Annotated in this window: 24 protein-coding genes; 11 read left to right on the top strand and 13 right to left on the bottom strand. The window is 51.8% G+C overall.

Translation table 11 applies throughout. The features are described 5' to 3' along the window. Window positions 1-17 precede the first annotated feature (17 nt). Together BM025_RS17430 and BM025_RS17425 are read left to right on the top strand one after the other, a co-directional pair. Window positions 18-1,190: a pyridoxal phosphate-dependent aminotransferase gene (locus tag BM025_RS17430; RefSeq protein WP_085850700.1), complete on the top strand. Its 1,173-nt coding sequence runs from the start codon at window positions 18-20 to the stop codon at window positions 1,188-1,190. A 20-nt stretch (window positions 1,191-1,210) separates the two neighbouring features. After that, a complete protein-coding gene (locus BM025_RS17425) occupies window positions 1,211-2,158 on the top strand; it encodes a 2-hydroxyacid dehydrogenase (protein WP_085850701.1) in 948 nt (315 codons plus the stop codon). A gap of 74 nt (window positions 2,159-2,232) precedes the next feature. Here BM025_RS17425 and denD read toward each other — a convergent pair whose 3' ends face one another. The 4 genes from denD to BM025_RS17405 are packed head-to-tail and all read right to left on the bottom strand — an operon-like array spanning window position 2,233 to window position 6,398. Beyond that, window positions 2,233-3,198, bottom strand: a complete 966-nt coding sequence (gene denD / locus BM025_RS17420) for a D-erythronate dehydrogenase (RefSeq protein ID WP_085850702.1) — start codon at window positions 3,196-3,198, stop codon at window positions 2,233-2,235. Between the two features lie 21 nt (window positions 3,199-3,219). Further along, window positions 3,220-4,371 carry a fumarylacetoacetate hydrolase family protein gene (locus tag BM025_RS17415; protein ID WP_085850703.1) on the bottom strand — a complete coding sequence of 384 codons (1,152 nt, stop codon included), beginning with the start codon at window positions 4,369-4,371 and terminating at the stop codon, window positions 3,220-3,222. A gap of 4 nt (window positions 4,372-4,375) precedes the next feature. Further along, window positions 4,376-5,761 carry an FAD-binding oxidoreductase gene (locus BM025_RS17410; RefSeq protein ID WP_085850704.1) on the bottom strand — a complete coding sequence of 462 codons (1,386 nt, stop codon included), beginning with the start codon at window positions 5,759-5,761 and terminating at the stop codon, window positions 4,376-4,378. 37 nt (window positions 5,762-5,798) lie between these two features. Further along, entirely contained in the window at window positions 5,799-6,398 is a 600-nt protein-coding gene (locus BM025_RS17405; RefSeq protein ID WP_085850705.1) for a LysE family translocator, read from the bottom strand. Between the two features lie 232 nt (window positions 6,399-6,630). On the opposite strand from BM025_RS17405, the gene BM025_RS17400 reads away from it, so the two are divergent. Both BM025_RS17400 and BM025_RS17395 read left to right on the top strand, forming a co-directional pair. Then, complete coding sequence (locus BM025_RS17400) at window positions 6,631-7,392, top strand: SDR family oxidoreductase (RefSeq protein ID WP_085850706.1); 762 nt, start codon at window positions 6,631-6,633, stop codon at window positions 7,390-7,392. A gap of 32 nt (window positions 7,393-7,424) precedes the next feature. Beyond that, window positions 7,425-8,348 (top strand): NAD(P)-dependent oxidoreductase, encoded by a 924-nt coding sequence (locus BM025_RS17395; protein ID WP_085850707.1) that lies wholly within the window; start codon window positions 7,425-7,427, stop codon window positions 8,346-8,348. A 74-nt stretch (window positions 8,349-8,422) separates the two neighbouring features. On the opposite strand, the gene BM025_RS17390 is transcribed toward BM025_RS17395, so the two are convergent. Both BM025_RS17390 and BM025_RS17385 read right to left on the bottom strand, forming a co-directional pair. Beyond that, on the bottom strand, window positions 8,423-9,121 hold the full coding sequence (locus BM025_RS17390) for an RraA family protein (RefSeq protein WP_085850708.1): 699 nt from the start codon (window positions 9,119-9,121) through the stop codon (window positions 8,423-8,425). A gap of 36 nt (window positions 9,122-9,157) precedes the next feature. Then, complete coding sequence (locus BM025_RS17385; protein WP_085850709.1) at window positions 9,158-9,637, bottom strand: hypothetical protein; 480 nt, start codon at window positions 9,635-9,637, stop codon at window positions 9,158-9,160. A 138-nt stretch (window positions 9,638-9,775) separates the two neighbouring features. Between BM025_RS17385 and BM025_RS17380 the strand changes: the two genes are divergently transcribed. Together BM025_RS17380 and BM025_RS17375 are read left to right on the top strand one after the other, a co-directional pair. After that, the gene (locus BM025_RS17380; RefSeq protein WP_085850710.1) at window positions 9,776-11,557 is read left to right on the top strand and encodes an IlvD/Edd family dehydratase; all 1,782 of its coding nucleotides are present in this window, start codon (window positions 9,776-9,778) and stop codon (window positions 11,555-11,557) included. 12 nt (window positions 11,558-11,569) lie between these two features. After that, window positions 11,570-12,304: an SDR family oxidoreductase gene (locus BM025_RS17375; RefSeq protein ID WP_085850711.1), complete on the top strand. Its 735-nt coding sequence runs from the start codon at window positions 11,570-11,572 to the stop codon at window positions 12,302-12,304. A 58-nt stretch (window positions 12,305-12,362) separates the two neighbouring features. Here BM025_RS17375 and BM025_RS17370 read toward each other — a convergent pair whose 3' ends face one another. The 6 genes from BM025_RS17370 to BM025_RS17345 all read right to left on the bottom strand — a co-directional run bounded on the left by BM025_RS17370 (window position 12,363) and on the right by BM025_RS17345 (window position 19,543). Next, window positions 12,363-13,262, bottom strand: a complete 900-nt coding sequence (locus tag BM025_RS17370) for a DMT family transporter (protein ID WP_085850712.1) — start codon at window positions 13,260-13,262, stop codon at window positions 12,363-12,365. A gap of 24 nt (window positions 13,263-13,286) precedes the next feature. Next, window positions 13,287-14,354, bottom strand: coding sequence for a Gfo/Idh/MocA family protein (locus tag BM025_RS17365; protein ID WP_085850713.1), 1,068 nt, complete (start codon window positions 14,352-14,354; stop codon window positions 13,287-13,289). Beyond that, complete coding sequence (locus BM025_RS17360; protein ID WP_085850714.1) at window positions 14,354-15,844, bottom strand: UxaA family hydrolase; 1,491 nt, start codon at window positions 15,842-15,844, stop codon at window positions 14,354-14,356. Before BM025_RS17360 ends, BM025_RS17365 begins: the two co-directional genes overlap by 1 nt. A 147-nt stretch (window positions 15,845-15,991) precedes the next feature. Beyond that, a complete protein-coding gene (locus BM025_RS17355; RefSeq protein ID WP_211753593.1) occupies window positions 15,992-17,620 on the bottom strand; it encodes a TRAP transporter large permease in 1,629 nt (542 codons plus the stop codon). Window position 17,621: 1 nt separating this feature from the next. Next, the gene (locus BM025_RS17350; RefSeq protein ID WP_244515894.1) at window positions 17,622-18,392 is read right to left on the bottom strand and encodes a TRAP transporter small permease subunit; all 771 of its coding nucleotides are present in this window, start codon (window positions 18,390-18,392) and stop codon (window positions 17,622-17,624) included. Window positions 18,393-18,529: 137 nt separating this feature from the next. Further along, entirely contained in the window at window positions 18,530-19,543 is a 1,014-nt protein-coding gene (locus BM025_RS17345) for a TRAP transporter substrate-binding protein (RefSeq protein WP_085850716.1), read from the bottom strand. 230 nt (window positions 19,544-19,773) lie between these two features. Here BM025_RS17345 and BM025_RS17340 point away from each other — a divergent pair, with 230 nt between their 5' ends. From BM025_RS17340 to BM025_RS17325, 4 genes are all read left to right on the top strand, one after another. Next, complete coding sequence (locus tag BM025_RS17340) at window positions 19,774-20,442, top strand: GntR family transcriptional regulator (RefSeq protein ID WP_085850717.1); 669 nt, start codon at window positions 19,774-19,776, stop codon at window positions 20,440-20,442. 104 nt (window positions 20,443-20,546) lie between these two features. Continuing rightward, window positions 20,547-21,404, top strand: a complete 858-nt coding sequence (locus BM025_RS17335; RefSeq protein WP_085850718.1) for a transketolase — start codon at window positions 20,547-20,549, stop codon at window positions 21,402-21,404. After that, window positions 21,401-22,471: a transketolase family protein gene (locus tag BM025_RS17330; RefSeq protein WP_085850719.1), complete on the top strand. Its 1,071-nt coding sequence runs from the start codon at window positions 21,401-21,403 to the stop codon at window positions 22,469-22,471. The genes BM025_RS17335 and BM025_RS17330 overlap by 4 nt, the downstream gene beginning before the upstream one ends. A 7-nt stretch (window positions 22,472-22,478) precedes the next feature. After that, on the top strand, window positions 22,479-23,243 hold the full coding sequence (locus tag BM025_RS17325) for an SDR family NAD(P)-dependent oxidoreductase (RefSeq protein ID WP_085850720.1): 765 nt from the start codon (window positions 22,479-22,481) through the stop codon (window positions 23,241-23,243). 37 nt (window positions 23,244-23,280) lie between these two features. Here the strand turns inward: BM025_RS17325 and BM025_RS17320 are convergent, their stop codons facing one another. Further along, on the bottom strand, window positions 23,281-24,279 hold the full coding sequence (locus BM025_RS17320; protein ID WP_085850721.1) for a LysR substrate-binding domain-containing protein: 999 nt from the start codon (window positions 24,277-24,279) through the stop codon (window positions 23,281-23,283). A gap of 141 nt (window positions 24,280-24,420) precedes the next feature. Between BM025_RS17320 and BM025_RS17315 the strand changes: the two genes are divergently transcribed. Beyond that, entirely contained in the window at window positions 24,421-25,167 is a 747-nt protein-coding gene (locus tag BM025_RS17315) for an SDR family NAD(P)-dependent oxidoreductase (protein ID WP_085850725.1), read from the top strand. Window positions 25,168-25,611 lie beyond the last annotated feature (444 nt).

The following is a 25,611-nucleotide window of genomic DNA, read 5'->3' as shown; positions in this document are numbered from 1 at the left end:
ATCATAGGAGAAGCCACATGAAGGCTCAGCTACAGCTTGCCGACAGCCTGTCACGACTTGGTACTGAATCCGCTTTTATGGTGCTGGCACGGGCGCAAGCCTTGGCAGCGCAAGGGCAGGATATTATCAATCTTGGGATCGGTCAGCCAGATTTTAAAACGCCCGAAAACATTGTAGAAGCAGGCATCAAAGCGCTGCGTGACGGACATCACGGCTACACGCCTGCAAACGGCTTGCCGCAACTGCGCCAAGCCGTGAGTGCGGATTTGCACCGCCGTCACGATGTCGAAGTGAACCCAGACAACGTTGTTGTCGTTCCTGGCGGCAAGCCGACAATGTTTTTCGCGATCACAATGTTTGGGCAGCCTGATGTGGAAATTATGTACCCCAACCCAGGGTTCCCTATTTATGAAAGCATGATCAACTATACTGGCGCAACGCCTGTGCCTATTGCCTTGAAAGAGGAAAATGACTTTGCCTTTTCCGCCGAAGCTGTGTTGGCGCAAATCACTGATAAAACACGTCTTATCATCATCAACAGCCCGGCCAACCCCACTGGGGGCGTGACGCCGAAAACCGAAATCGACAAACTTGTTGCTGGGCTTTTAGAGCACCCGCATGTGGCGCTTTTGTCGGATGAAATTTATTCAAACATGCTTTACGGTGGTCGTGAACACGTGAGCTTATTGCAATATCCTGAGATCAGAGATCGACTGATCATGCTTGATGGTTGGTCGAAAACATACGCGATGACAGGTTGGCGTATCGGCTATGCTGTGTGGCCTGACAGCTTGGTGGATCATGTCACGCGCCTGTGCATCAACGATCATTCGTGTGTAAATGCCGCAACACAATTTGCCGCCATTGAAGCATTGAACGGACCACAAGATGCAGTTCATGATATGGTCGCCCAATTCGATGCGCGCCGTACGGTTATAGGCCGCGAACTTAACAGCTTGCCCGGCGTGCGCTGTCCCGATCCTGCTGGGGCATTTTACGCCTTTGCCAATATCGAAGGCACAGGTATGACGGCCACCGAAGCACAAGACAAATTTCTAAATGACGCGGGCGTGGCAACTGTCGCGGGCACATCATTTGGGGCATGGGGGGAGGGCTATTTGCGCTTTTCATATGCAAATTCGACAACAAACATCATCGAAGCCATCCGCCGCATTCGCGGCATTCTGTAATTTTTGAAAGGGCATTCCAAATGACCAATACACCTCTTCTCATCCTCGGCGCCGCCTTTTCTAGCGAGGAGCGCGCACGCCTTGAAGCCGCGCACAGCGCCAGTTTTTCTGCCGCGCCTGATGCTGTTTCCGAACTGTCTGAAGCCACACGCGCGACGATCAAAGCCATTGCGTTCAAAGGGCACACTCCACTGAACGCCGCGACAATGGACTTGCTGCCCAACCTTGGCCTGATCGCAAACTACGGTGTTGGCTATGATGCAATCAATGTCACGGACGCTTCCGCGCGAGGCATCAAAGTCACCAACACGCCAGACGTTCTCAACGACGATGTGGCAGATATCGCGGTCGGCATGATGATTGCTCAATCGCGCAATATGGTGGCGGGCGATGCATGGGTGCGCTCTGGCACATGGGCTGGTGGAGAAAATCTGCCACTCAACCGCAAAATGTCTGGATCGTCTGTTGGGATCGTTGGGCTTGGCCGGATCGGGCGCGACATTGCGGACCGTTTGGCTGCCTTTAAGATGGACATTCACTACCACGCACGATCAGAAAAAGAGACGCCAAACTGGACCTATCACGCAGATGTCGTGTCTTTGGCCACTGCAGTTGATTACCTTGTCATCGCGCTTGTCGGCGGCAAAGAAACTGAAAAATACGTCTCAGCAGAAGCCATAGCAGCCCTTGGCCCACGCGGTGTTGTGATCAACATTTCACGCGGCTCAACCATTGACGAAGACGCTTTGATCAAAGCGTTGGCCGATGGCACCATCGCAGGTGCGGGACTGGATGTATTCAACGACGAACCAAAAATTGATGAACGGTTTTACGACTTGAAAACGGCTATTCTACAGCCACACCAAGGCTCTGGTACTGTTGAAACGCGCCGCGCTATGGCCGAGTTGCAACTTGCCAATGTGTCAGCTCATTTGGCAGGCAAAGATTTGTTGACCCCAGTCAATTAATCTAGCTGTTACCGACATTAAAAAACGAAAAAGGGCGCCTCAATCGGGCGCCCTTTGACATATATTTAGCTCAATCAAGCGTTTGGTTGATCATCTTCGATATAGTACCGAATGTTCTCTTCAAAGCTTTCATCAGCGGTCAAACCCAGTGCGCGCGCTTTGTCAGTTTTGAAAGTGAACTGCCAGCCTTTGGCAATCGCCCACACATCCTCATCCGTCTCATATGTGATCAATTTTTCTGGCTCTGGCCCTGCGACAGCCGTCATCGCATCGATCATTGCCCCAATGGTCAAATTTTGTCCCGGCATGGTCATGCAACGATTTTGACCAAAGTCTTCAGCAGAGATTTCAGCACCTTTAATAAGGTTTTCAATACACTTGCGCGGTGACAGGTAAAAATGCGGGAAATCACGGCTTACAGGGCAGTTGGATGTCATGCCATTAAGCGGCTCGCGAAAGATCGACGACATAAACCCAGAAGCCGCGCGATTTGGTTTACCGGGGCGCACAGAAATCGTTGGCAACCGAAAGCCGCGTCCATCAATCAAACCACGACGGGAATAATCGTTGATCAACAGCTCGCCAATCGCCTTTTGCGCGCCATAAGACGTCTGCGGATTGAGCAAGGTTTGATCGGTGATCACGTCAGGCAAATCGCCACCAAAACACGCAACAGACGAGGTGAAAACCACGACAGGCGCATGAGGCAAAGCGCGGCAACGCTCCAACACATTGAGCGTGCCCATCATATTAATGCGCATCCCCAAATCGAGATCTTCTTCGGCTTGGCCTGACACGATAGCGGCCAAAAGGTAGATGACATCGACGTCTTCGGAAATCAGTTGATTGACTTGGTCTGGATCAGAAATGTCGCATGTCGCCACCTCAACGCCAAAGGGCGCTTCAACAACCGCAGGATCGACAACATCTGCCAACACAAGCGTTTTGATGTTTTCCCCGCGCAAGGTGCCACGAGCCACCAAACTGCGCGCCAGTTTTTGACCAACAAAGCCACCACCGCCTAGAATAAGAACTTTCATAACGTCGTTTCCTTCATTGAATTATATCAGCCCACGGGCTGCAAGATTGCGCATGAGTGCGGCCGTGCCAAACGTCCAAGGAGGGCACTGGGTTGATAGGCGCACCGTATTTTGCAACGCACCCAAATTTGGCTCAGAGATCGTGACAACATCGCCCAGTTTGTGCGTGAAACCTTGCCCTTTGACGTCGCGGTCTTGCACCGGTGCAAACAGCGTACCGAGGAACAAGAAGAACCCATCAGGGTATTGATGATGGCGACCAACGGTTTGATCGACGATGCTTTGCGGAGTGCGACTGATTTTATTCATGAACGAGTGACCATCCAACACAAAGCCGTCGTCGCCTGTGATCTTGAGATCCAGCTCAGCGTTTTGCACATCTTCCATGCCAAAGCTATCATCGAACAAGCGTACGAAAGGCCCGATCGAACACGATGCGTTGTTGTCTTTGGCTTTGCCCAACAGCAACGCAGAGCGCCCTTCCACATCGCGCAAGTTCACGTCATTGCCCAAGGTCGCGCCAACAACTTTGCCCGCAGACGTCACGGCCAAAACCACTTCGGGTTCGGGGTTGTTCCAGCTCGACATCGGATGCAGACCCACGCTAGCGCCCCACCCCACCGCGCCCATAGGCTGCGACTTGGTGAACACTTCGGCATCGGGGCCAATGCCCACTTCCAAATACTGCGACCACAGGCCTTCTGCTTGCAGGATCGCTTTGACCTCCATCGCTTTTTCAGATCCAGGAACGATCCCAGACAGACTATCGCCAATGCTGGATTTGACCTTTTTACGGATCGCTTCGGCATGGTCTGCGTTGCCTGCAGCCTGCTCTTCGATCACCCGTTCAACCATACTTTCCGCGAACGTCACGCCAGAGGCTTTGATCGCTTGCAAATCGGTCGGTGGCAAGAAATGCAACACATCTTCGCCCGCGCCCTCAACCGAGCCGCGCGTCACATCAGCCAAGGTTCCAATCACGTCGCCTTGCGCGGCTCGCACAAAGTTGACGACATCATCACGTTCTAGCAAATCGCGCATGGTGGGCGCGTCTTTTGACGTGATGTCAATCACCTGATCTGCGCGCAAGACCACAAGACAGGGTCCAACATTTGGGCGCCAGACACGGCCAACAAACGTGGCGTCTGGGTTAGGGTTTGAATGTGGAATCATTGTGTTACCTCTTGTCCGTGGCTGTAGGAATGACCTTGCCTGGGTTCAAAATATTGTTGGGATCAAGCGCGGCTTTCACCGCACGCATAAAGGGGACAGCCGCGCCATGTTCGGCATCCATGAATTTTATTTTTCCTACGCCAATGCCGTGCTCGCCGGTGACCGTGCCACCAAGGCGCAGCGCCAATTTGCATAGGTTATCGGTGAACTCTTCGACCCGCGCGATTTCATCAGGGTTGTCTGTGTCCACGCCTACACCGCAGTGAAAGTTTCCGTCGCCGACATGACCAACAATGGTCGATGTCAGCCCCAAACGAACGCTGTCTTCTTTGGCTTTGACAACAGCTTCGGCCAATCGCGAGATTGGAACACACACATCTGTGGCCAAAAATTTCTTGCCCGGATTGAGCGACCAAGACGCGTAATGTGCCTTGTGACGCATGGCCCAAAGCGCTGTGCGTTCTTCAAGTTTTGTTGTCCATGCAAAGTCTTCAGCCGAAAATTCCCCAGCGATATCGCCAAAATTTTCGGCTTGTTCAGCCACAGCAGTGGGTGAGCCGTGAAATTCGACAAACAGATGTGGTTTTTCCGGCAGATCGCTTTTGGAATAGGTATTAAACCCACGCACCATCACATCATCCAACAGCTCGATACGCGCCATTGGAATACCCGATTGGATGGTCAAAATAACTGTATTCACAGCATCCTCGACGCTGTCAAATCGACAGGTCGCGGCGGACACCGCTTCGGGAATTCCGTGTAGTTTGACTGTAAGCTCGGTGATAATACCAAGCGTGCCCTCGGACCCGATCAGCAGGTGCGTGAGATCATAACCCGACGCCGTTTTGCGCGCGCCTGTGCCGGTGCGGATGATCGTGCCATCCGCCATCACGACCTCAAACGCTAAAACATTGTCGCTCATCGTGCCATATCGCACTGCTGTTGTACCCGATGCGCGCGTGGCAGCCATGCCCCCCATCGAGGCATTCGCCCCCGGATCAACCGAGAAAAACAAACCCGTATCGCGCAAATAGGTGTTCAGATCTTCACGTGTCAGTCCGGGTTGCACCACAGCGGTCAGGTCTTCGTCACGCACTTCAAGCACGCTGTTCATATTGGAAAAATCAAGCACGACACCGCCTTGCACGGCCAAATGTTGCGCCTCAAGCGACGTGCCCGCGCCATAAGCCACGATGGGGCAAGCGTGCATGTTACAGAGCTTAACGATTTGCGACACGTCTTCGGTATTTTCAGGGAAAATGACCGCATCAGGAGGTGTGTTTGTAAAATAGGTTTCATTCTCGCCGTGCTGCGCAAGCACTGCATCAGACGTCACCAAACGGTCCCCCAAAAGCCGCTCGAGCGCTTTCAAAGCTGATTGAATTGTCATGTGATATTCCTTGAAATGGGAAACGATATCGCAGGCATTAAACGCCCCTGATCATCGAAAAAACCGCAAGCCCAACCACCAACATCATGGACAATGCCATGGCGTAGTTGATTTTGCGCTGTGTGCGTTCAGCCAAATCCAATCGATGCACCGCCACACCAAAATAAAGCCAACCTAGATGAATCGGGGCCCAAATCAGCGCGATGATAACTAGCTTCAGTCCTGCTTCAGCGATCAGGTTTTCAGGGGCAAATGCAAAGCCTGAAAACAAGGCGATGTTCACACTATAGGCTTTAGGATTAATCGCCTGAAGTAGCAGTCCTTGCTTGATACCTGGGGCAGAGCGCGCTTCGATAAACGCCATTTTCGAGCCTGCAAAGGCGATCTTTGCCGCCAGATAGGTCAGATACGCGACCGACAGCACCATCAAAACGGTTCGCACCACAGGCACAGACAAAACAACCGCTGCGATACCCGTTATCGCCGTAAGTGCCACGAGGTTGGTACCTATGAATAGACCCAAGACATAACGCAATCCCGCTTTAAAACCATAGGCCGCGCCGACCCCAGCCGTCGACAAAACACCAGGCCCTGGGGTCACGATAAGAAAAAACACAGCCGCCATAAATATCAACATACCGCGCGACCCGTGCGATGTGCTCTAGAGGCATTAATGACGTGTTGATCTTGCCGCTGCGCCAGAGCGGTCTTTGTGTTTTGTGTTTTCATGTGTATCCCCCCGCACGACGCCGCGATGCGCGGCGTACATGTCTTGCATAACCGACAAAATGGTATACCATTTTCAAAAAGCATCAAGACCAAGTTGTTGATTGAAGCAAAAAAGCCAAACCAAAGGAAGTTCAAGCTCTATGAAACTGTTCGATCTTAGCGGCAAAACAGCTCTCATCACTGGCTCTTCTATGGGCATCGGATTCGCTTTAGCACGCGGGCTGTGCGAAGCGGGGGCGCATGTCGTTCTCAACGCACGCGGCACAGACCTTCTTGAGGCTGCGGCACAAAAACTGCGCAACAAAGGATACACGGCACACACCCTAAATTTTGATGTTACAGATCACGCAGGTGTTGCGCAGTCCATTGATGGATTTGAGAAAAACCATGGTCCGATTGATATTTTGATCAACAACGCCGGCATGCAATTTCGCGCGCCTTTGCACGAATTTCCTGCTGATAAATTCGACCAATTGATGCGCACAAATGTAACTTCGGTGTTCAACGTTGGACAAGCTGTTGCCAAACATATGATCAAACGTGGCACTGGTAAAATCATCAATATCGCGTCAGTTCAAACCGCTCTCGCCCGCCCCGGTATTGCGCCTTACACCGCGACCAAAGGCGCTGTCGCGAATCTGACCAAAGGCATGGCGACTGATTGGGCACAGCTTGGATTAAACTGTAATGCCATCGCGCCAGGATATTTCGACACACCGCTGAATGCAGCGCTTGTTGCCGATCCTGAGTTTAGCGCTTGGCTGGAAAAACGTACCCCTGCAGGGCGCTGGGGACAAATCGAAGAGCTGGTGGGCGCGGCTGTGTTCTTGGCCTCAAATGCATCGAATTTTGTCAACGGACACACTCTTTTCGTCGACGGCGGCATCACTGCCTCACTTTAATCACTGCTCAAAATCCTGTGGGAGGACACACAATGAAAACCAAACCAATAATCGGCTTTATCGGCGTCGGCTTAATGGGGCACGGCATGGCCGCGAATATCCTCAAAGGCGGCTACACACTTTACATAAAAGGCAACAGCAACCGCACGCCTATCGATGACTTGGTGGCAAAAGGCGCAACAGAAGTGGACAGCCCCAAAGAAATGGCTGCTCTGTGCGATATCATTCACCTTTGCTTGCCCAACAGTGATTCTGTCGAAGCAACCATTCGCGGCGATGACGGCATTTTAGCAGGTGGCAAAGCCGGCTTGATTGTAGTGGATTCCAGCACCGCAAACCCCACGTCGACAGTCACGCTGGCGCAAGAATTGGAAGCAGCTGGCATGCATATGGTCGACGCGCCTTTGGGGCGTACACCAAAAGAAGCCGAAGCAGGGATGCTTGATGCGATGGTCGGCGCGGACGATGCAACCTTTGCCAAAGTTCTACCGCTGATCGAATGCTGGGCGGGGATCATCAATCACGTGGGGCCGGTTGGCTCAGCCCATAAGATGAAACTCATAATGAATTTCATATCCATGGGATATGCGGCGATTTATGCAGAAGCGCTGAGCGTTGGCGTCAAATCAGGTCTAACGCCGCAAGTCATTAACGATGTGATTGGCGCGTCGCGTCTGTCCAATGGCTTTTTTGATACGTTTATGTCCTGCGCTGTTGGGCGCGACATGGAGGTGCATAAATTCTCGATCACCAATGCCTCAAAAGACGTTCACTACGCCTCAGCGATGGCATCAAATGTGCGGGCTTTGAACCCAGTTGGTGAAGCCGTGAAATCTTATTACACAGCTGTGGAAGCCGCAGGTCATGGGGCAGATTATGTACCGCATCTTGCAGATCACGTCGCACGCATGAATGGCTTTGAACTGGCCGAGGCCGTCAAAAAAGGCGCGAAATAAACCGAACCCCTTGAACAAAAAACAAAAGGCCACCCGCGTAATATGCGCGGGTGGCCTTTTATCAATCAAGCATATCAATCGTGATATGTGGTCTGATCACTTTCAAGCAAATCCAAAATATTTTGCGGCACCTTCAGACCCTCTTCGACCTCTTTATCAAGCGCATATTCCAGAGTTTTCACCTGCTCAAGCCGTGCAATGACAGCATCAATTTGGGCGAATGGAACAACAACAACACCGTCGCGGTCCGCAACAATCATGTCGCCTGTTTCCACCTGACGCCCACCAATATTGACGCCAAATCCGACTGTGCCCGGCCCCTTGGTAAAGGGCGAATTTGGGTTGAGACCCGTACACCAACTGGGCAAGCCCACTTTAGCGACACCTTCGAAATCGCGCATCGGACCATCCGTGACAAACCCAATTGCACCGCAATTTTTGGCCATGCCAGTGATCCGATCGCCCACAGTTGCGCAGCCTTGAAATCCATTGACGCTCGACACCAAAATATCGCCCGGTTGTATAAATTTAAGCGCCGCAAGCGCGGCCAAAACATCAGCCGGCCCATTATAGGCTGTCAACGCAGGCCCAGCCGCAGCATAGGGCAAACCAAAACCTGCACCGAGAGCTTGGATTTGAGCATCCATTGCGCCAAGCCCATCCATTGCATCCGCAACAAATCCCGTTGGGGTGTTTTGAAACGCATCAATCTGTGCCTGCGTCGGTCTTTGGGCAGGGCGTTTTACTTTCAACAGAGGGGGCTCTTCAAGCATAGGATTATCCTTATTTTTAATGGGTTAAGGGAAATATCACTTTAAGTTTTCGGACTGCGCAACAAGTTTGGCAAACACCAAACCATTTGCTGTAGCGTCGCACCGTGCCGCAGTTATTTGAGTTTGCTCAGTCGGCGCAGCACGCAACATCGTAAGTTCGCTCATCCGTTGGCATTGTAATTTATTTTGCAATAAATCGAATTTCACTTCGATTCCCGCCACGGCAGCCAAATCATCGCCGCCCTTTTCAAGCACGAAATCCATACGCGCGCCGATGTAGTTGGTCCATACTTTTTGCGCATCCAAAAAACACAGCAAAGCCGCTTGCGGTGCATCCGATATGAACTGAATGCAGCTGCCCTGCGCTTCATTAATACAAGAAATACTTGGTCCGCCACTTTGCGCTTGCGACATCAAACACGTCTCAACCTGTTCTTGCGGGGGCAGAACTGCGTCGTCCGCAAAACCTGTAGATGGCATCAACGCAAGTACGCCGATAAAAACCAAACGCTTCATATAACATCCCTCATTCAATTGATGACTTACGTCAAATTATTGCTCTTGCATTTGGTATACCAAATCGCGATGCTGTGCAAAGCAACAATATTCCCCAAGCCAAATTCATGGCCTTTGGGCAGCAAGCAGGGACATGACATGAGCAATACAAGGGCCGGAAAAAAGTTTCGATCACAAGAGTGGTTTGACAATCCAAACAACCCCGGAATGACCGCGCTGTATCTGGAACGCTATCAAAACCAAGCCTTTACAGTTGAAGAACTGCAAGGCGAGCGACCCATTATTGGCATTGCTCAAACAGGATCAGATTTGGCCCCTTGTAATAAAATTCATGTCTTTTTGATGGACCGGATCAAAGCGGGTATTCGCGATGGCGGCGGCATTCCAATGGAATTTCCGGTGCACCCAATCCAAGAAACAGGCAAACGGCCCACGGCAGCGTTGGACAGAAACCTATCCTATTTGGGTTTGGTCGAAGTGCTGCACGGCTACCCGCTTGACGGCGTTGTTTTGACAACAGGCTGCGATAAAACCACACCTGCGATGTTGATGGGCGCAGCCACGGTCGACATCCCAGCCATTGCTTTGAACGGCGGTCCAATGCTGGATGGCTGGTGGAAAGGCGAACGTGCTGGGTCAGGCACGATCATCTGGGAAAGCCGCAGATTGCTGGCCGAAGGCAAGATCGAATACGATGAATTTATTGAACGCGCCTGTTCGTCTGCGCCCTCTTTGGGCCACTGCAACACCATGGGCACAGCTTCAACAATGAACGCAATGGCCGAAGCTTTGGGCATGACATTGACCGGAAACTCAGCCATTCCAGCGCCGTTTCGCGAGCGTATGAACATGGCCTACGAGACCGGAAAACGTATTGTCGGCATGGTTATTGAGGACCTCAAGCCCTCAGACATCATGACGCGCGAAGCCTTCGAAAACGCTATTGTCACGAACTCTGCCATTGGCGGATCAACAAATGCGCCCCCCCACTTGCAAGCCGTCGCACGCCATATTGGCGTCGAGTTGAATGTGAAAGATTGGGAAACTGTTGGCTTTGATGTACCGCTTTTGGTCAACATGCAGCCTGCTGGCGAATATCTTGGGGAAAGCTTTTTCCACGCAGGCGGCGTACCGGCTGTGATGGCCGAGTTGCACAAAGCGGGCCGCATCCACACTGATGTGATGACCGCATCCGGTAAAACCATGGGCGAAAACCTAAACGGGCGCGAATCGCACGACACCAAGGTGATCAAAACCTATGACGCACCCATGCGTGAAAACGCAGGCTTTATGGTCTTGTCCGGTAATTTGTTTGACAGCGCCTTGATGAAAACCTCGGTGATCTCACCCGATTTTCGCGCACGGTTCCTATCAGAACCCGGCAACGAGGGCGTCTATGAAGCCCGCGCAGTCGTCTTTGAAGGGCCCGAAGATTACCACGACCGTATCAACGATCCAGCGCTTGAGATTGACGAAAAAAGCATCCTATTCATCCGTGGCGTCGGCTGCGTCGGCTATCCGGGCTCTGCAGAAGTGGTCAACATGCAGCCACCAGATGCCATTATTCGCCAAGGCATTAAACACCTGCCAACTGTGGGCGACGGGCGGCAATCTGGCACCTCAGAAAGCCCTTCGATTTTGAACGCATCGCCTGAAAGCGTCATTGGCGGCGGGTTGGCGTTTTTGAACACAGGCGACAGGGTCAAACTGGATCTCAATGCACGTGCTTTGAATGCTCTGGTGGACGACGCCGAATGGCAAGCCCGCATAGACGCATGGGTCCAGCCTGAATTGCACCATCAAACCCCATGGCAAGAAATTTACCGTAAAAACGTCGGCCAATTGTCTGAGGGCGGCTGTTTAGAATTGGCCACGGCCTATCAAAAAGTCGGGCAAGATTTGCCACGCGACAACCACTAGGAGCACCTTTACATGCAAACAATTATTGTCACAGGCGCAGGCAGCGGCGTTGGACGTGCCACGGCGCACACCTTTTTAAAAGCAGGCTGGAAAGTGGGTCTTGTTGGGCGTCGAGAAGCGCCCCTCAATGAGACCGCCGAAGGTTATGAGCACGCAATGGTTTTACCTTGCGATGTGACCGATGAGGCGCAGGTCGATGCGCAATTTGGCAAAGCACATGCAGCTTGGGGGCATCTGGACGCCCTGTTCAACAACGCAGGTGTCAGCATGGGCGGCGCGCCGATTGATGAGCTGTCCGTTGATGAATTTCGTAATCTGATGAACGTCAATGTAACCGGTGCCTTTATCGCTGCGCGCGCAGCCTTTGGCCTGATGCGCCATCAAACACCGCAAGGTGGGCGGATCATCAACAACGGCTCAGTCTCTGCTTATGTGCCGCGCATCGGGTCCTCGCCCTATACAGCATCCAAACATGCCGTGCTTGGGCTCACCCGAACCCTGTCGCTGGACGGGCGTGCGTTTAACATTGCGTGTGGGCAAATCGACATTGGCAATGCCCTAACGGATATGGCGCAATCCATGACCACAGGCATGCCGCAAGCAGATGGGTCGACTAAAATCGAACCCGTGATGCATGTCGATAATGTTGCAAAATCAGTGCTGCACATGGCCTCTTTGCCTGAGGGTGCAAACGCACAATTCATGACGGTTATGGCCACCAATATGCCCTATATCGGGCGCGGCTAACCACAGGTATCCTCCCTGAAACGGGCTGCGTAGCGTATGCTTGCAGCCCGTTTTTGGATCAAGCAGCTTTGTGGCGTTCGCGTTGCCAGATATAGATACCTGAGGCGATGATGATCGAACCACCCGCCAAGGTCCAAATCGTTGGCCAAGTGTCAAACACCAAGACGCCAGCAAGCGCCGCCAAAAACAGTTGGATATATACGACAGGCGACAGAATAGACGCATCTGCAAGCCGGTGCGCAGAGGTCGCAAAAATATGACCAAATCCGCCGAACAAACCAATTGCCACCAACACGACAAATTCCATGACCTGCGTCGGCCAGACCCATACAGGTAACGCCACAGGTGCAAGACACAATGTGGCCAGCCCAGATGACCAAAGCTGCATAGTTGAATTACGCTCAACACCTGCAAGCAACCGTGTCATCACAAAATACATCGCCGCCAGCACAAGTGCACAGAGGTTCAAGAACATCGCAGGATGGAACCCGACTCCCCAAGGTTGCATCACAACGATCACCCCTAAGAACCCGACACAAACAGCGAGCACACGGCGAATACCAACCTTTTCACCCAACACAGGGATGGCCAACAGCGTGACCACCACAGGAACAGCAAACATAATGGTCGTGGTCACTGTGATGGGTAAATATTTAAGCGCGGTAAAGTTGCAGACGGTTGATCCGAATAAAAACAATGCACGGAAAAACTCTTTCCACGGCTTTTTAGACCGCACAGCATTCATCCCCTCTTTTGGGATAAACAACACTAAAGACAATATAAAATGCACAGCATATCGCGCGAAAACAACTTGAATAGCGGGAAGCCCCGCCAAGATCAGCCATTTCGCAGAGGTATCAATGCAGGTGAAAAACAAGATCGCGAGCGCCATCATGGCCACGCCCAGACCAACATTGTCTTCTCGCGGGGCAATCGTTTGAGAATATGATCGAGACATATGCGAAGTCCTAAACCGGTGCGGTTAAACTGCGCCGCCGTTATAATTATCTGGCACTTGGCCAAGGGATAGTGTCGTGCCATGTTGCGCCGCCAAAAGCGTCGCCAAGGTGAGTTCAAGCGTTTTTAATCCATCGCGTCCCGTGGCCAAAAGGTCGTCTTGGCCCCCGTTCACCACGGCCGCAAAACGTTCGGTTTGCACCAACAATGGATCAACCTTTGCGAAAGTAGGCCCCGCGGTTTTAACCAAGGCAGAGCGCCACTCCACAGGGTCCGTGCCACGCCCATGCCATCGCGTCAACGATGGAAAGGACAGCGCGCCTTTGGTACCTATAATCCGCAGCGAGTCTTGACCTGAATACGCAAGATCAGGGTTTTCCCCCGTCGCCGCCTCAAATGACCAAGGCGATGCACCCGCATCTGAGATTAAAAAAGAACCAAGTACGTGATTTTCAAATCGAAAGCTCAAAGAGGCCGTATCTTCGATATCCAATCCACGTGTCGCATTTGACGTCATAGCTGAAACTGCGCAAATCTCGCCAGCGAAGAACCGCAGCAGATCGATTTCATGGCTCAGGTTGGTCAAAACAGGTCCTGCACCGGCACGCCTGCGCCAATCCACATCGTAATAGCTGTCATGTTTGCGCAGCGACCATAGCCCTTGCAGTGAGACTATATTGCCAATGTCGCGTAGATGATCTTTGGCCGCGATAGAAAACGGATGGCAACGACGGTGATGGCCCGTGAACAATGGCAGATCAAGACGCTCAGCTCTCTCACACAGCGCTTTGCCTTCGCCAAGAGTGCTGGTCACAGGCTTTTCAACCAATACCGCCCATCCATGATCCAGCGCAGCCAATGCCGTTGTCGCGTGATCTGTTGTTGGTGTCGCAACAATTGCACCACGTGTATGTTTCGGCACCTCATCCAGCGTGGCAACAGCCGGCATTCCCAATGACAAAAGCTCTTTGCGTCGTTCAGCGACGGGTTCTACCACGGCGGTCAAATCAACATGGTCTGACAGTTGAGCGACGCTCATGTGTCGCAAGCCGATAGACCCTCCACCGATGACGCAAAGAGGTGTTTTTGTCATTACATCACGGCCCCGACTTGCCACGGGACGAATTCATAATCGCCAAGCCCTTGGGCTTCGGATTTGGATTGACCGCCTGAGGCCATATGCAACCAAGCCTCATAGATTTCGCGCCCCACCTCTTCAACCGAAGCACCTTCGGTCAGAACGCGCCCTGCGTTGATGTCCATGTCTTCGGACATACGTGCGTACATTTCGGTGTTGGACGCCACTTTCAGCGTCGGAGCAGGTTTTGACCCAAAGGCAGATCCGCGTCCCGTTGTGAACACAACCAGATTGCAACCAGATGCGATTTGCCCTGTCACTGACGCGGGGTCGTAGCCGGGGCTGTCCATAAAGACAAAGCCTTTCGCGGTGACTGTTTCGGCGTATTTATAGACACCATTTAGCGGCGTTGTTCCGCCTTTGGCAGCCGCACCCAAGGATTTTTCCAAGATGGTGGTGAGACCGCCTTTTTTGTTTCCGGGGCTTGGATTGTTGTCCATGCTGCCCTTGTTGATCGTCGTGTATTCTTGCCACCAATCAATCAGGCCGATCAGTTTTGTGCCGATAGTTTCATCTGCGGCACGCGCTGTCAAAAGATGCTCTGCGCCATAAATTTCAGGGGTTTCAGCCAAGACGCCAGTCCCGCCTTGGGCCACCAAAAGATCAACCGCATAGCCAACCGCAGGGTTCGCTGTGATGCCAGACCACGCGTCAGATCCACCACATTGCAACGCCACCATCAATTCAGAAACGGGGCATTCGGTGCGGGTATCAGCATTGACTACGGGCAACATGGCTTCGATTTTTTTGATGCCAAGCTCAACGGTTTTACGCAAACCACCGACGTCTTGGATGTTCATAGATTGAAAGCGTGGGCCAGGTTCAAGCCCATAGGACTCGATCAGCCAATCGATTTGCATCATTTCGCAACCGAGACCTGCCATCAACACACCGCCCACATTCGGGTTTTTCGCATACCCCCAAAGCGTGCGTTGCAACAATTCAAATCCAGTGCCATCCCCGCCCATCGCGCAGCCTGTGCCATGGCAAAACGCGGCAACGCCATCGACATTTGGATAGGCGCTCAGTTTTTCGTCGGTGAAATGCGCCGCGATCAGTTTTGCAGCCGTAGCAGAACAGTTAACCGATGTTAGAACGGCAATGAAATTGCGCGTCCCAACACGACCGGAGGGGCGTTTGTAGCCCATGAATGTGTCAAGTTTGGCAGCGGGTGCCGGCTTCTGCAAGTTTGATCCAAAACTGTGCTCTTGGTCAACGTTGCGAAAATCTAGGTTATGTATGTGGACATGCGCGCCCTTGGCGATGTCTTCCGCTGCATACCCGATAATTTGAGCGTACTTGTAAACAGCTGCGCCTTTGGCGATATTTTCAGAGGCAAGTTTATGACCCCGCGGAATAAGTTGGGTCGCATCACTTTCGCCAACTTGCAGCGAACGGATGGCAGTCACGACATTGTCGCGCTCGGAGAGTCTTACAGTGTTCATTATGGAATTCACCCGCGAATTGATAGCTTTTCAGTGTGGCACAAGACTAGAGAGAAAGCCGGAGCGAACGCATCGCTCCGGCAATTGGTGTAAATTTAACGTACTAGAATTACAGCTTTAATCTTCGATCAAAACCGCAGAATAATCTTACAAGAACACCGCAATAATCGGTGGCCAAACAAGCAAGACACCCAAGGCGCACAATTGGATCAAGATGAATGGCAAGAAGCCCTTGAAGATATCGACCAAAGTGATGTGCGAAGGTGCGACAGATTTCAAATAGAACGCTGCAGGACCAAAGGGAGGAGACAGGAACGATACTTGCATGTTCATACAGAACACCACACCGAACCAGATACCCACATGTTTGGATTCTAGCCCACCCAAGACGCCGATCTCATCGATAGGCAATTTGAGAACGATGGGCAAAAATACCGGCATGATCAAAAGCACGATCCCGATCCAGTCCATGAACATGCCCATCACAAGGAAGATCAGCATCATCACAAGGATCACGCCCATGGTCGGCAATTCAGCCCCCACGATCATGTTCGCTACATACGTCGGACCACCCGAGAGAGTGTAAGCGGCAGCCAAAGCGGCAGCACCGATCGTCACCCAGATGATTGTACCTGTCGATTTCAATGTACGCATCAAGCTGTCGTAAACGATGTCAAAGGTCATCTCGCCGCGAATAGCACTGATCACAAACACAGCGATCACGCCCATACCAGCAGCTTCTGTAATGCCTGTAATGCCACCATAGATGGACCCAAGCACAACACCAATCACAACGATCGGCGCGATTAGACCTTTGCCCATTTCCCAACCTGTTGCAGTACGTTCTGGGCCAACGATATAGCGCACGACAACAAAGCACAGAGCAAACGCCCCAACGATGTATGGCAGATCACTGACCATCCCAAGGAAGATCGGGTCAACGCCTTCGGTCACTTTGTTTGACCCCATTAGCGTAAAGAATACGGCACGGGCAAAGATGACGCCAGAAACCCACATGGCGAATTTTGCCATGAAGCCAAGGAACATCAAGCTTTTCTCAGATCCGTGTGGAGCAGTGGGATCAGGCTCTGGCAAAGGCGCCAAAGATGGGTTCATCCGCGTGCGAATGACAATGTACAGAATAAAGAACGTGGCCAGCATAAACCCAGGCAAGAACGACGCCGTGAACAAGGCTTTGATCGAAGTTTCGGTGATGAGACCGTACATGATCAAAACAATGGACGGCGGGATCATGGTGCCAAGAGAACCTGAAGCACAGATCGTCCCGATCGCAAGGTTTTGGTTGTAGCCAAGACGCAACATCTGTGGCAGAGCAATCAGACCAAGCAACACAACTTCGCCGCCAATAATCCCTGACATAGCTGCCATGATGACCGCCATGATAGAGGTCACGATGGCAATACCGCCGCGTGTCCGTGCCATCCACACATTGAGTGATGAATACATGTCACGCGCAATACCTGAGCGTTCCAGCAAGGATGCCATAAAGATAAACAGCGGTACCGATATCAAAACATAGTTCGTCAGCTGCCTATATACGGCTTGCCCCAAAACGTTGAATGGACCACGTCCAAAATCGCTAAACATCAGTTCAGGACCGAACTTCATGACCAGCGTGGCAACCGCCAAAAACGCTGATGCAAACCCAAGCGGCATACCAAGCGCCAAGAGCGCAAACATGCCAAGCAAAAGTAGGATAGAGATGGTGCCAATGTCAGCCACCTTCATCCACGCAAAGGCTTCCAAAAATTCCATATTAATCTTCCCTCAGCGTAGCGCGGATGTTTTCAATTTCCGTTTCATCAATCTCGTCATGTGCGGCGGGGGCTTTGTGCCAATCTGCGATCAGATTTGACAAGGCTTGCATCGCAACAAGACAGATAATGATCAAAATGGCAGGCTTGATCGTGGCAGGAATGGGCGGATCCCACGCTGTACCAAAAGTTTCCATCCGAGAGAATTTAAGAAGGGCTTCATTATATCCACCCCAAACAAGGGCAAAGGAGAAGACCCAAATCAAGAACACTGAAATGATATCAGCCATCTTTTGAAACCAACGTGGCATGATGTCGTAAATGACATAAATGCGAATGTGGCTTCGTTGTTGCATGGCGTAGAGCCCTGCAAGCATGAATAAGAACGCAGCAATCCACAGCGACATTTCGTTGGCCCAAAGAGTTGGTGCCTCAAAGGCGTAGCGCGATACCACTTCGTAAAACATCACCAAAACGATGCTGACGATGCCGATCATAGCGATACGTGAACAGACCAAAGACAGGGTATCAAAGAACCCCTGCGGTTTTGATTCAATCGCACCGACACTGTCTGACATGTAAAGCGACGTGAATAAAATTGCGCCCGAGAAAGTGAATAAAACCAACTGCGCCAAGAAATGGCCAGAAGGCCTTACTATATCGTACATTGTCGTTGGCTCTGTCGCGACAAAAGTTTGAATCGCCATCCACGCAAACGTAATGGCCGCCGCTATCGCAAATCCGATCATCCCAAGACGAACAGGCTTGCGCATTGGACCGAGCCATATGCTCTCGCTTTCCATGTGCTTAACACCCCACTGTTATAAGTTTTTTAATTTTAGGATACAAAGGCGAGCCAAAATTCAATCCGGCTCGCCCCATATCCACGATCTCTTAAGCGAGACGCATCTTACTCAGAAATCAAACCGAGTTGTTTCAAGTAAGAACGGTGGCTTGCAACCAAAGCAACAGCTTCGGGCGAACCTTCAGCAAACTTATCCCATGCGCGTTGAGCTGCGGCACGGAAATCAGCTTTGTCAGCGTCAGACCAATCGTACAAAGTCACGCCTTGCGTTTTCAGCATAGCAGCAGCTTCAGCGTTTTTCTTTTCATTTGAAAGCGCTGTGTGCATTGAAAGCTTTTGCATCGCTGTGTCCATGATGCGGCGCTCTTGCTCGCTCATGCCATCCCAAACGGCTTTGTTACACGCAAGGTGGTCAGAAGGCATAGAGTGGAAGCCAGGGTAGTTGGCGTGCTTAACGATATCGTACAGACCAAGGCCAACGTTGTTGGCAAGACCAGACGCATCAGCGCCGTCGATGATGCCAGTTTCAAGCGCTGTAAAGATTTCAGTGAAATCCATCACGATTGGGGTTGCGCCCATTTCGGTGAAAATCTCTGTTTCAAGGCCAGGAGGTGAGCGGAATTTCCAACCTTTCAAATCTTCTGGGCCCGCGATCGGGCGTGAAGATGCGAATGATTCTTGGCCGTAAAGCCACCAGCCTACAAGCTGCATGCCTTCTGCGTTGTACAGTTTTTGAGCCGCTTCATAACCGTCACCGTAGTAGAGCCAAGACAACTGCTGCCAAGGTGTGTCGTAGCCTCCCATGATGTCACCAACGAATTGGAACGCTGGGTTTTTACCAGTTTGGTACGCACCACCTGTCATGTCACAATCAAGAATGCCGTTTACAGCAGCATCAAATGTTTCAACTGTTGCAACAACAGATGAAGAATAGAACATTTCAATGGTGATCTCGCCACCAGACATTGTTTGAACATCGTCAACAAACTGTGCCGCGAGCTTACCGGATGGGTGCTCAGTGGCGTAGTGTGTTTGAATGCGCAAATGTGTTTGTGCACTTGCAGCTCCGGCCAGCAGAGCAGCTGCAGCAGTCGCAGTCAAAAGTGTTTTAAGTTTCATTCGTCGTCCTCCCTTACGGCGTTTGCGCCGCGTTATTTTCATCAGCCGAATCCTCACTCGGCCGCCTAGATGGTATACCATCGCCGATAACGCTAGCGATGTCGCTATCGACAATCAACAGTAATTTGGTATACCAAATGGAAATATTATTTTAGTCTGGTCAACAGCCCCATATCGCGCAACAACAGGAAGTTGGCAAAACCACCATAAACACCTAGGCCTTGAAACATATGACTGACAAAACACTGCCGGAACAAATCGCCGACAAGCTGCGCCGTGACATTTTAAAAGGCACGCTTGCGCCCGGACAGCAAATCAAAGAGCGCGATCACGCCATAGAATTGGATGTGTCGCGCACCCCTATGCGTGAAGCTATTCGGATTTTGTCCAAAGAAGGTCTTGTGCTTTTACGGCCATCGCGCAGCCCGATTGTTGCCGACCCATCCTTTGAAGAAATTTCAGATGTTATTGAGGTTCTTACGGCTCTGGAACTGCGGTGTGGCGCATTAGCCTGCAAACACGCCACGGACAAAGATATCGCTAAACTCCAAGCCATGCATGACAATATGGCTCTGGTCCAAGGCAAGGTTGGCAAGATTGATTTCTTTGAATTTGATATGGAATTCCACATGGCCATCGCTGCTGCGTCACACAATGCTGTGCTGGCAGAAACCCACAGCGCGTTTGTACGTCGCCTGTGGCGTGCCCGCTATTTGTCCGCCAGCCGCAAAGAAAGCTCTGATCGGGTCAAACGTCAGCATGGTGGAATAATGGCTGCGCTGCAGTCGCGCGATATTGACCTGACATATAAACATATCAACGAGCACTTGGATGCGCTGATCGAAAACATTCGCGATAAATATGCCAGTGAAGCAGACGTTAGCGCGCCTAACGATTAAGCTCATCTTAATTTATGATTAAGGTTAAATGATAGACCTCAATCAAGCTTTGCCCTTTGATGCCCCAACCTTGTCGTTGCGGTATTTTCAAAGGGGATCACACCATGGCCCACCCAACAAGCCAACATCACTCTAACACCAGCCTCGCGCGCCGCGCGTGGAACATTCGGCGCACAGCCCTGCGCATGGGCGCAGTTCAAGGACAAGGCTATATCGGCCAAGCTCTTGGTGTCGCTGATGTTTTAGCCGTATCCTATTTTCACGCTCTCACACATCGCCCTGATGACCCAGAATGGGAAGGCCGCGATCGGTTCTTTTTATCCATCGGCCACTACGCAATTGCGTTGTATTCCGCGATGATCGAAGCAGGCATTTTGCCCGATGACGAGCTTGAAACATACGGCATGGATGACAGCCGCATGCCCATGTCAGGCATGGCAGCCTACACACCCGGCATGGAAATCACCGGTGGTTCATTGGGCCACGGGCTGGGAATTGCTGTAGGATCGGCCCTTGGCCTCAAACGCAAAAACAACCCTGCTTTTATCTACAATCTCATGTCAGACGGGGAACTCGGCGAAGGATCAACATGGGAAGCTGTGATGTCCGCCGTGTCGCATAAGCTTGATAATCTGATCTGCATAGTGGACTTCAACGACCAACAAGCTGACGGTAAAACAACCAACGCCTTGGCCACAGGACGCGGGACTGAGGCCGCAAAATGGGCCGCATTCGGATGGCACGCGCAAGAAATTGATGGCAACGATATGGACGCTGTGGTCGCGGCCTTTGACATAGCCCGCGCCCTGCAAGACCCCCGCCCCCGTGTCATCATCTGCAACACCAAGATGTGCAAAGGCGTGCCTTTTTTGGAAGAGCGCGACATCACTCACTTCATCCGCGTCGAAGCCGATGAATGGGACAAAGCCATCGCCATTCTAGACAAGGATATGCCCCAATGACCTTTTCTGTGCCTCATGAAGCCCCCATCGGTCCGCTTTCACGCCGCAAATCGAAATTCGCGCCTCGCTCTACACCTGCCTCTGATGGGGGTGAAAAACTGACAACATCTGCAATGATCGCCTCGCTCGACAGTGAAGGCCGCAACACGATTTCTGCGCCCTTTGGTCATGCCTTGTGCGATTTGGCCAAGACCCGCGACGACATTGTTGGGCTCACAGCTGACTTGTCGAAATACACCGACCTGCATGTTTTCGCCAAAGAATACCCAGATCGGTTTTACCAAATGGGCATGGCCGAACAGGTGATGATCTCAGCTGCGGCAGGCTTGGCCCGCGAAGGCTTTACGCCATTCGCAACCACCTATGCCGTGTTTGCCTCGCGACGCGCCTATGATTTTATCTTCATGGCAATCGCCGAAGAAAATCTGCCAGTCAAAATCGTCTGCGCTCTGCCCGGACTAACCACAGGATATGGCCCCTCGCATCAAGCCACCGAAGATTTGGCGATCTTTCGCGGCATGCCAAACCTGACCATCGTGGACCCTTGTGATGCCACGGATATCGACCAAGCCACCCGCGCCATCGCAGATCACAACGGACCTGTTTACATGCGCCTTTTGCGTGGCAAAGTACCTGATGTTTTGTCTGAATACGGTTATAAATTCGAATTGGGCAAAGCCAAGATGATCCATGACGGCAATGATGTTTTGTTCATTTCCACAGGATTTATGACCATGCGCACGATTGATGCTGCCAAGCGCCTCAAAGCCGATGGAATCGATGCAGCCGTGCTGCATTGCCCCACCATTAAACCGCTCGATGTGGAAACCATCAAACGCGAAGCCGCCAAAACGGGACGCCTTGTGGTAACGGCTGAAAACCACACCATTATCGGTGGCTTGGGCGAAGCGGTCGGCGCAGAGTTGATGCGCAGCGGCGTATTTGTGCCATTCAAATCCATCGCCCTGCCCGATGAGATGCTCGATGCGGGCGCATTACCAACATTGCACCACCAATACGGGCTGACAGCAGATGCTATCGCAGCCCAAGTCAAATCATGGATGTAAAATAGATATGAAACTTCTCGATGGAAAAACCGCAATCATCACTGGTGCGGCCTCAGTGCGGGGGCTTGGCAAAGCCACAGCTCAACTGTTTGCCGAGCATGGCGCGCGTGTCGCAATTTTAGACTTGAATGAAGCCCAAGCCCAAGATGCAGCAGCCGATTTAGGTGGCGATCAGGCGGGACATCACATTGGATTGGCCTGCGATGTCACCAACAAAGCTCACTGCGAAGCGGCAGCCTATAGCGTGATCGAAACCTTTGGTCAGGTCGATATTTTAGTCAACAATGCGGGCATAACTCAGCCGCTCAAGCTGATGGATATTGCGCCTGAAAACTACGATGCAGTGTTGGATGTGAACCTGCGCGGTACGCTATACATGTCGCAAGCGATCATCCCACATATGCGGTCACGTACAACCGGATCGATTGTGAATATGTCGTCAGTTTCCGCACAACGCGGCGGCGGTATTTTTGGCGGACCACACTATTCAGCTGCCAAGGCAGGCATCTTGGGTCTGACCAAAGCCATGGCTCGCGAACTGGCCCCTGATGGCGTGCGTTCAAACGCCATTTGCCCCGGGTTCATTGCGACAGATATCACAGGCGGAATGCTGACAGATGAAATCAAAGCGCAAATTGTCGAAGGCATCCCAATGGCGCGCGCTGGCCAAGCATCAGACGTTGCAGGCTGCGCGTTGTTCTTAGCGTCACAGCTATCGGCCTATGTCACGGGGTCGGAAATTGACGTCAATGGTGGCTCCCTCATACATTGATCCAATGTGGTGCCGCAGCACTCTTGCGGCATCAAAGCTACGTTGTGCCTGCGCCCTGCCCGCCAAGCTCATCCGCAGGTGATTGCAACACATCAACACTCAAATCATATTGTTCCATGATGCTTGATGTTGTGATTTTGTGAAGGTCCGCTTGCTCAGAAATCCATGTCAAAAACGATGCCACAGCGCGGCGTTTCATATGCCGCGCAGGGCACACCACCCAATAGGCTGGAAATTCTACAACAGGCAAAGTTGGGGTCAAGGGCACCAGATCACCACGCGCAACCTCACCCGTTGCAACGGCCAAAGATTCAAGCACAACCCCAGCCCCATCGCAGGCCATTTGCAGCGCAAGAGATGAGCGATCCAGTAAGATCGATTTGGTGTTGGACTCGACAGACAATCCATTTCTGTGCAGCCAAAAATCCCATTGGCACAGCGCTCGCGCACTGTCGATCAATCGTGCACCGCCCAGCATCGCCGCAGGATCTGTGCCAAAACGCGCCCGCAGATCATCACGCATTGCAGGCGCACACAATGGTAAAACTTGGTCAGACAAAATGGGTTGGCATTCAAACCCTTCCCATGCAGCGGTGCCGTAGCGAATGTCAAAATCCATGATCTCACGATCAAAGTCAGTAGGATCAGGAGCCGCATCGACCCGCAAATCCCATGTTGGCTGGCTTTGCACGAAATCAGCCAAACGTGGCCCAAGCCAACGCACGCCAAAGCTTGGTGTCACACGCAAGTTAAGACGACGCGCTTCATGCTGTTTGCCCAAATGCCGCTGCGCGTCTTTCAGCATCCGAATGGCCGCAGAACTGGCTTTAAACAGTTGCTCGCCTTCAAGCGTCAAACTTGAACTTCTGCCCTCGCGCCGAAACAGCTTTATCCCAAGTTGCTGCTCCAAAAGTTTCACTTGTTGGCTGACCGCAGAAGGCGACACCAACAACTCTTCTGCGGCCCGCGTCACCGACTTGCGTCGTGCCACTGCTTCAAAAAAAACATAACTGTTTAGGCTGTTCAAGCGCGCCATAGTGTGCTCCAATTTGGTATACCATTTTAAAGCAGACCTTAAAGATAAGAGCAACTCCTCTAATCAATCAGGCCCAAGCTTTACCTTGAGCCCATGATTTTAGGGCGCGTAAGATTGAGTAAACAAACAAAGGATATTGATGTGAACCAATATGATTTAGAGGGCCAAGTGGCGGTTATTACAGGCGGCGCTCAAGGCATCGGACGCGCTGTGGCGGAACGTATGATTGCCTCGGGTGCACGGGTCGCTCTGTGGGACATGGATCACAGCCTTGCCGAAAAAACAGCGCATGAACTTGGCGAAAATGCCCGCGCATATGGCGTCGATGTGCGTGATTTAAATGAAGTCGCAAAACAAGCGGCGCAAGTCATCCAAGACTGGGGACAGATTGACGTTCTGGTTGCCAGCGCAGGCATCGCAGGACCAAATGCGCCAGTCATAGATTACGACCCAAAAGCGTGGAATGACGTCATGGAAATCAACCTGACTGGCGTGTTCAACTGCTGTAAATCTGTACTGCCCTATATGGTTGAACGTGGCTACGGGCGCGTTGTGAATGTCGCGTCCATTGCCGGCAAAGAGGGCAACCCAAACGCTGGTCCCTATGCGGCCTCTAAAGCTGGCGTCATCGGCCTGACAAAAACCTTGGGCAAAGAGCACGCGGGGCAAGACATCGCAGTCAATTGCGTAACCCCAGCGACTGCCAAAACCCGTATTTTAGATCAACTCACACCAGAGTTTATTGACTACATGCTGTCTAAAATTCCACGCGGGCGCTTTTTGGAAGTCAGCGAAGCGGCCAGCATGATCACATGGCTGTGCACCAAAGATAATTCCTTTACCACAGCATCGGTCTTTGACCTCTCTGGCGGACGAGCGACCTATTAAAGGTCCAAATCGGCCAAATGACGACGCCAGTCTTGAGTCGCTCCACCGCAAGGTTGGGCGGCTTTTTTCAGGAATGCACACTGCGCCTTAATATCAGCACGAGCCATGTTAGCGCCCCCATTACAATGCCGCCCATTGCAGCCAGTGCAACACACGAAATGCGCAATCTTGCAACCTTTTGTAAATCAAACATATTTTACCAATAGTAAAACATGTTTACAAAAAATACGCTAAATTGGAAAAATATTTTACAAAAAAACTGATTACAGACAGTAAGTTACATGAAATTTGACAGAAACAGCTGTAAAATACTCTCTAAGTAGCCCCAACCCAATTGGTGGCAGCATAAGGGAGGAACACCATGACCGACACGACCTATTCACCGGATGAGGCATTTACGGCCTCGGCTCATATTGATCGCGCGGGCTATGATGCGATGTATGC

The organism is Pacificibacter marinus (genome assembly GCF_900109555.1).
Lineage (GTDB): Bacteria > Pseudomonadota > Alphaproteobacteria > Rhodobacterales > Rhodobacteraceae > Celeribacter > Celeribacter marinus_C.
This window is presented reverse-complemented; position numbering and strand designations above follow the sequence as displayed.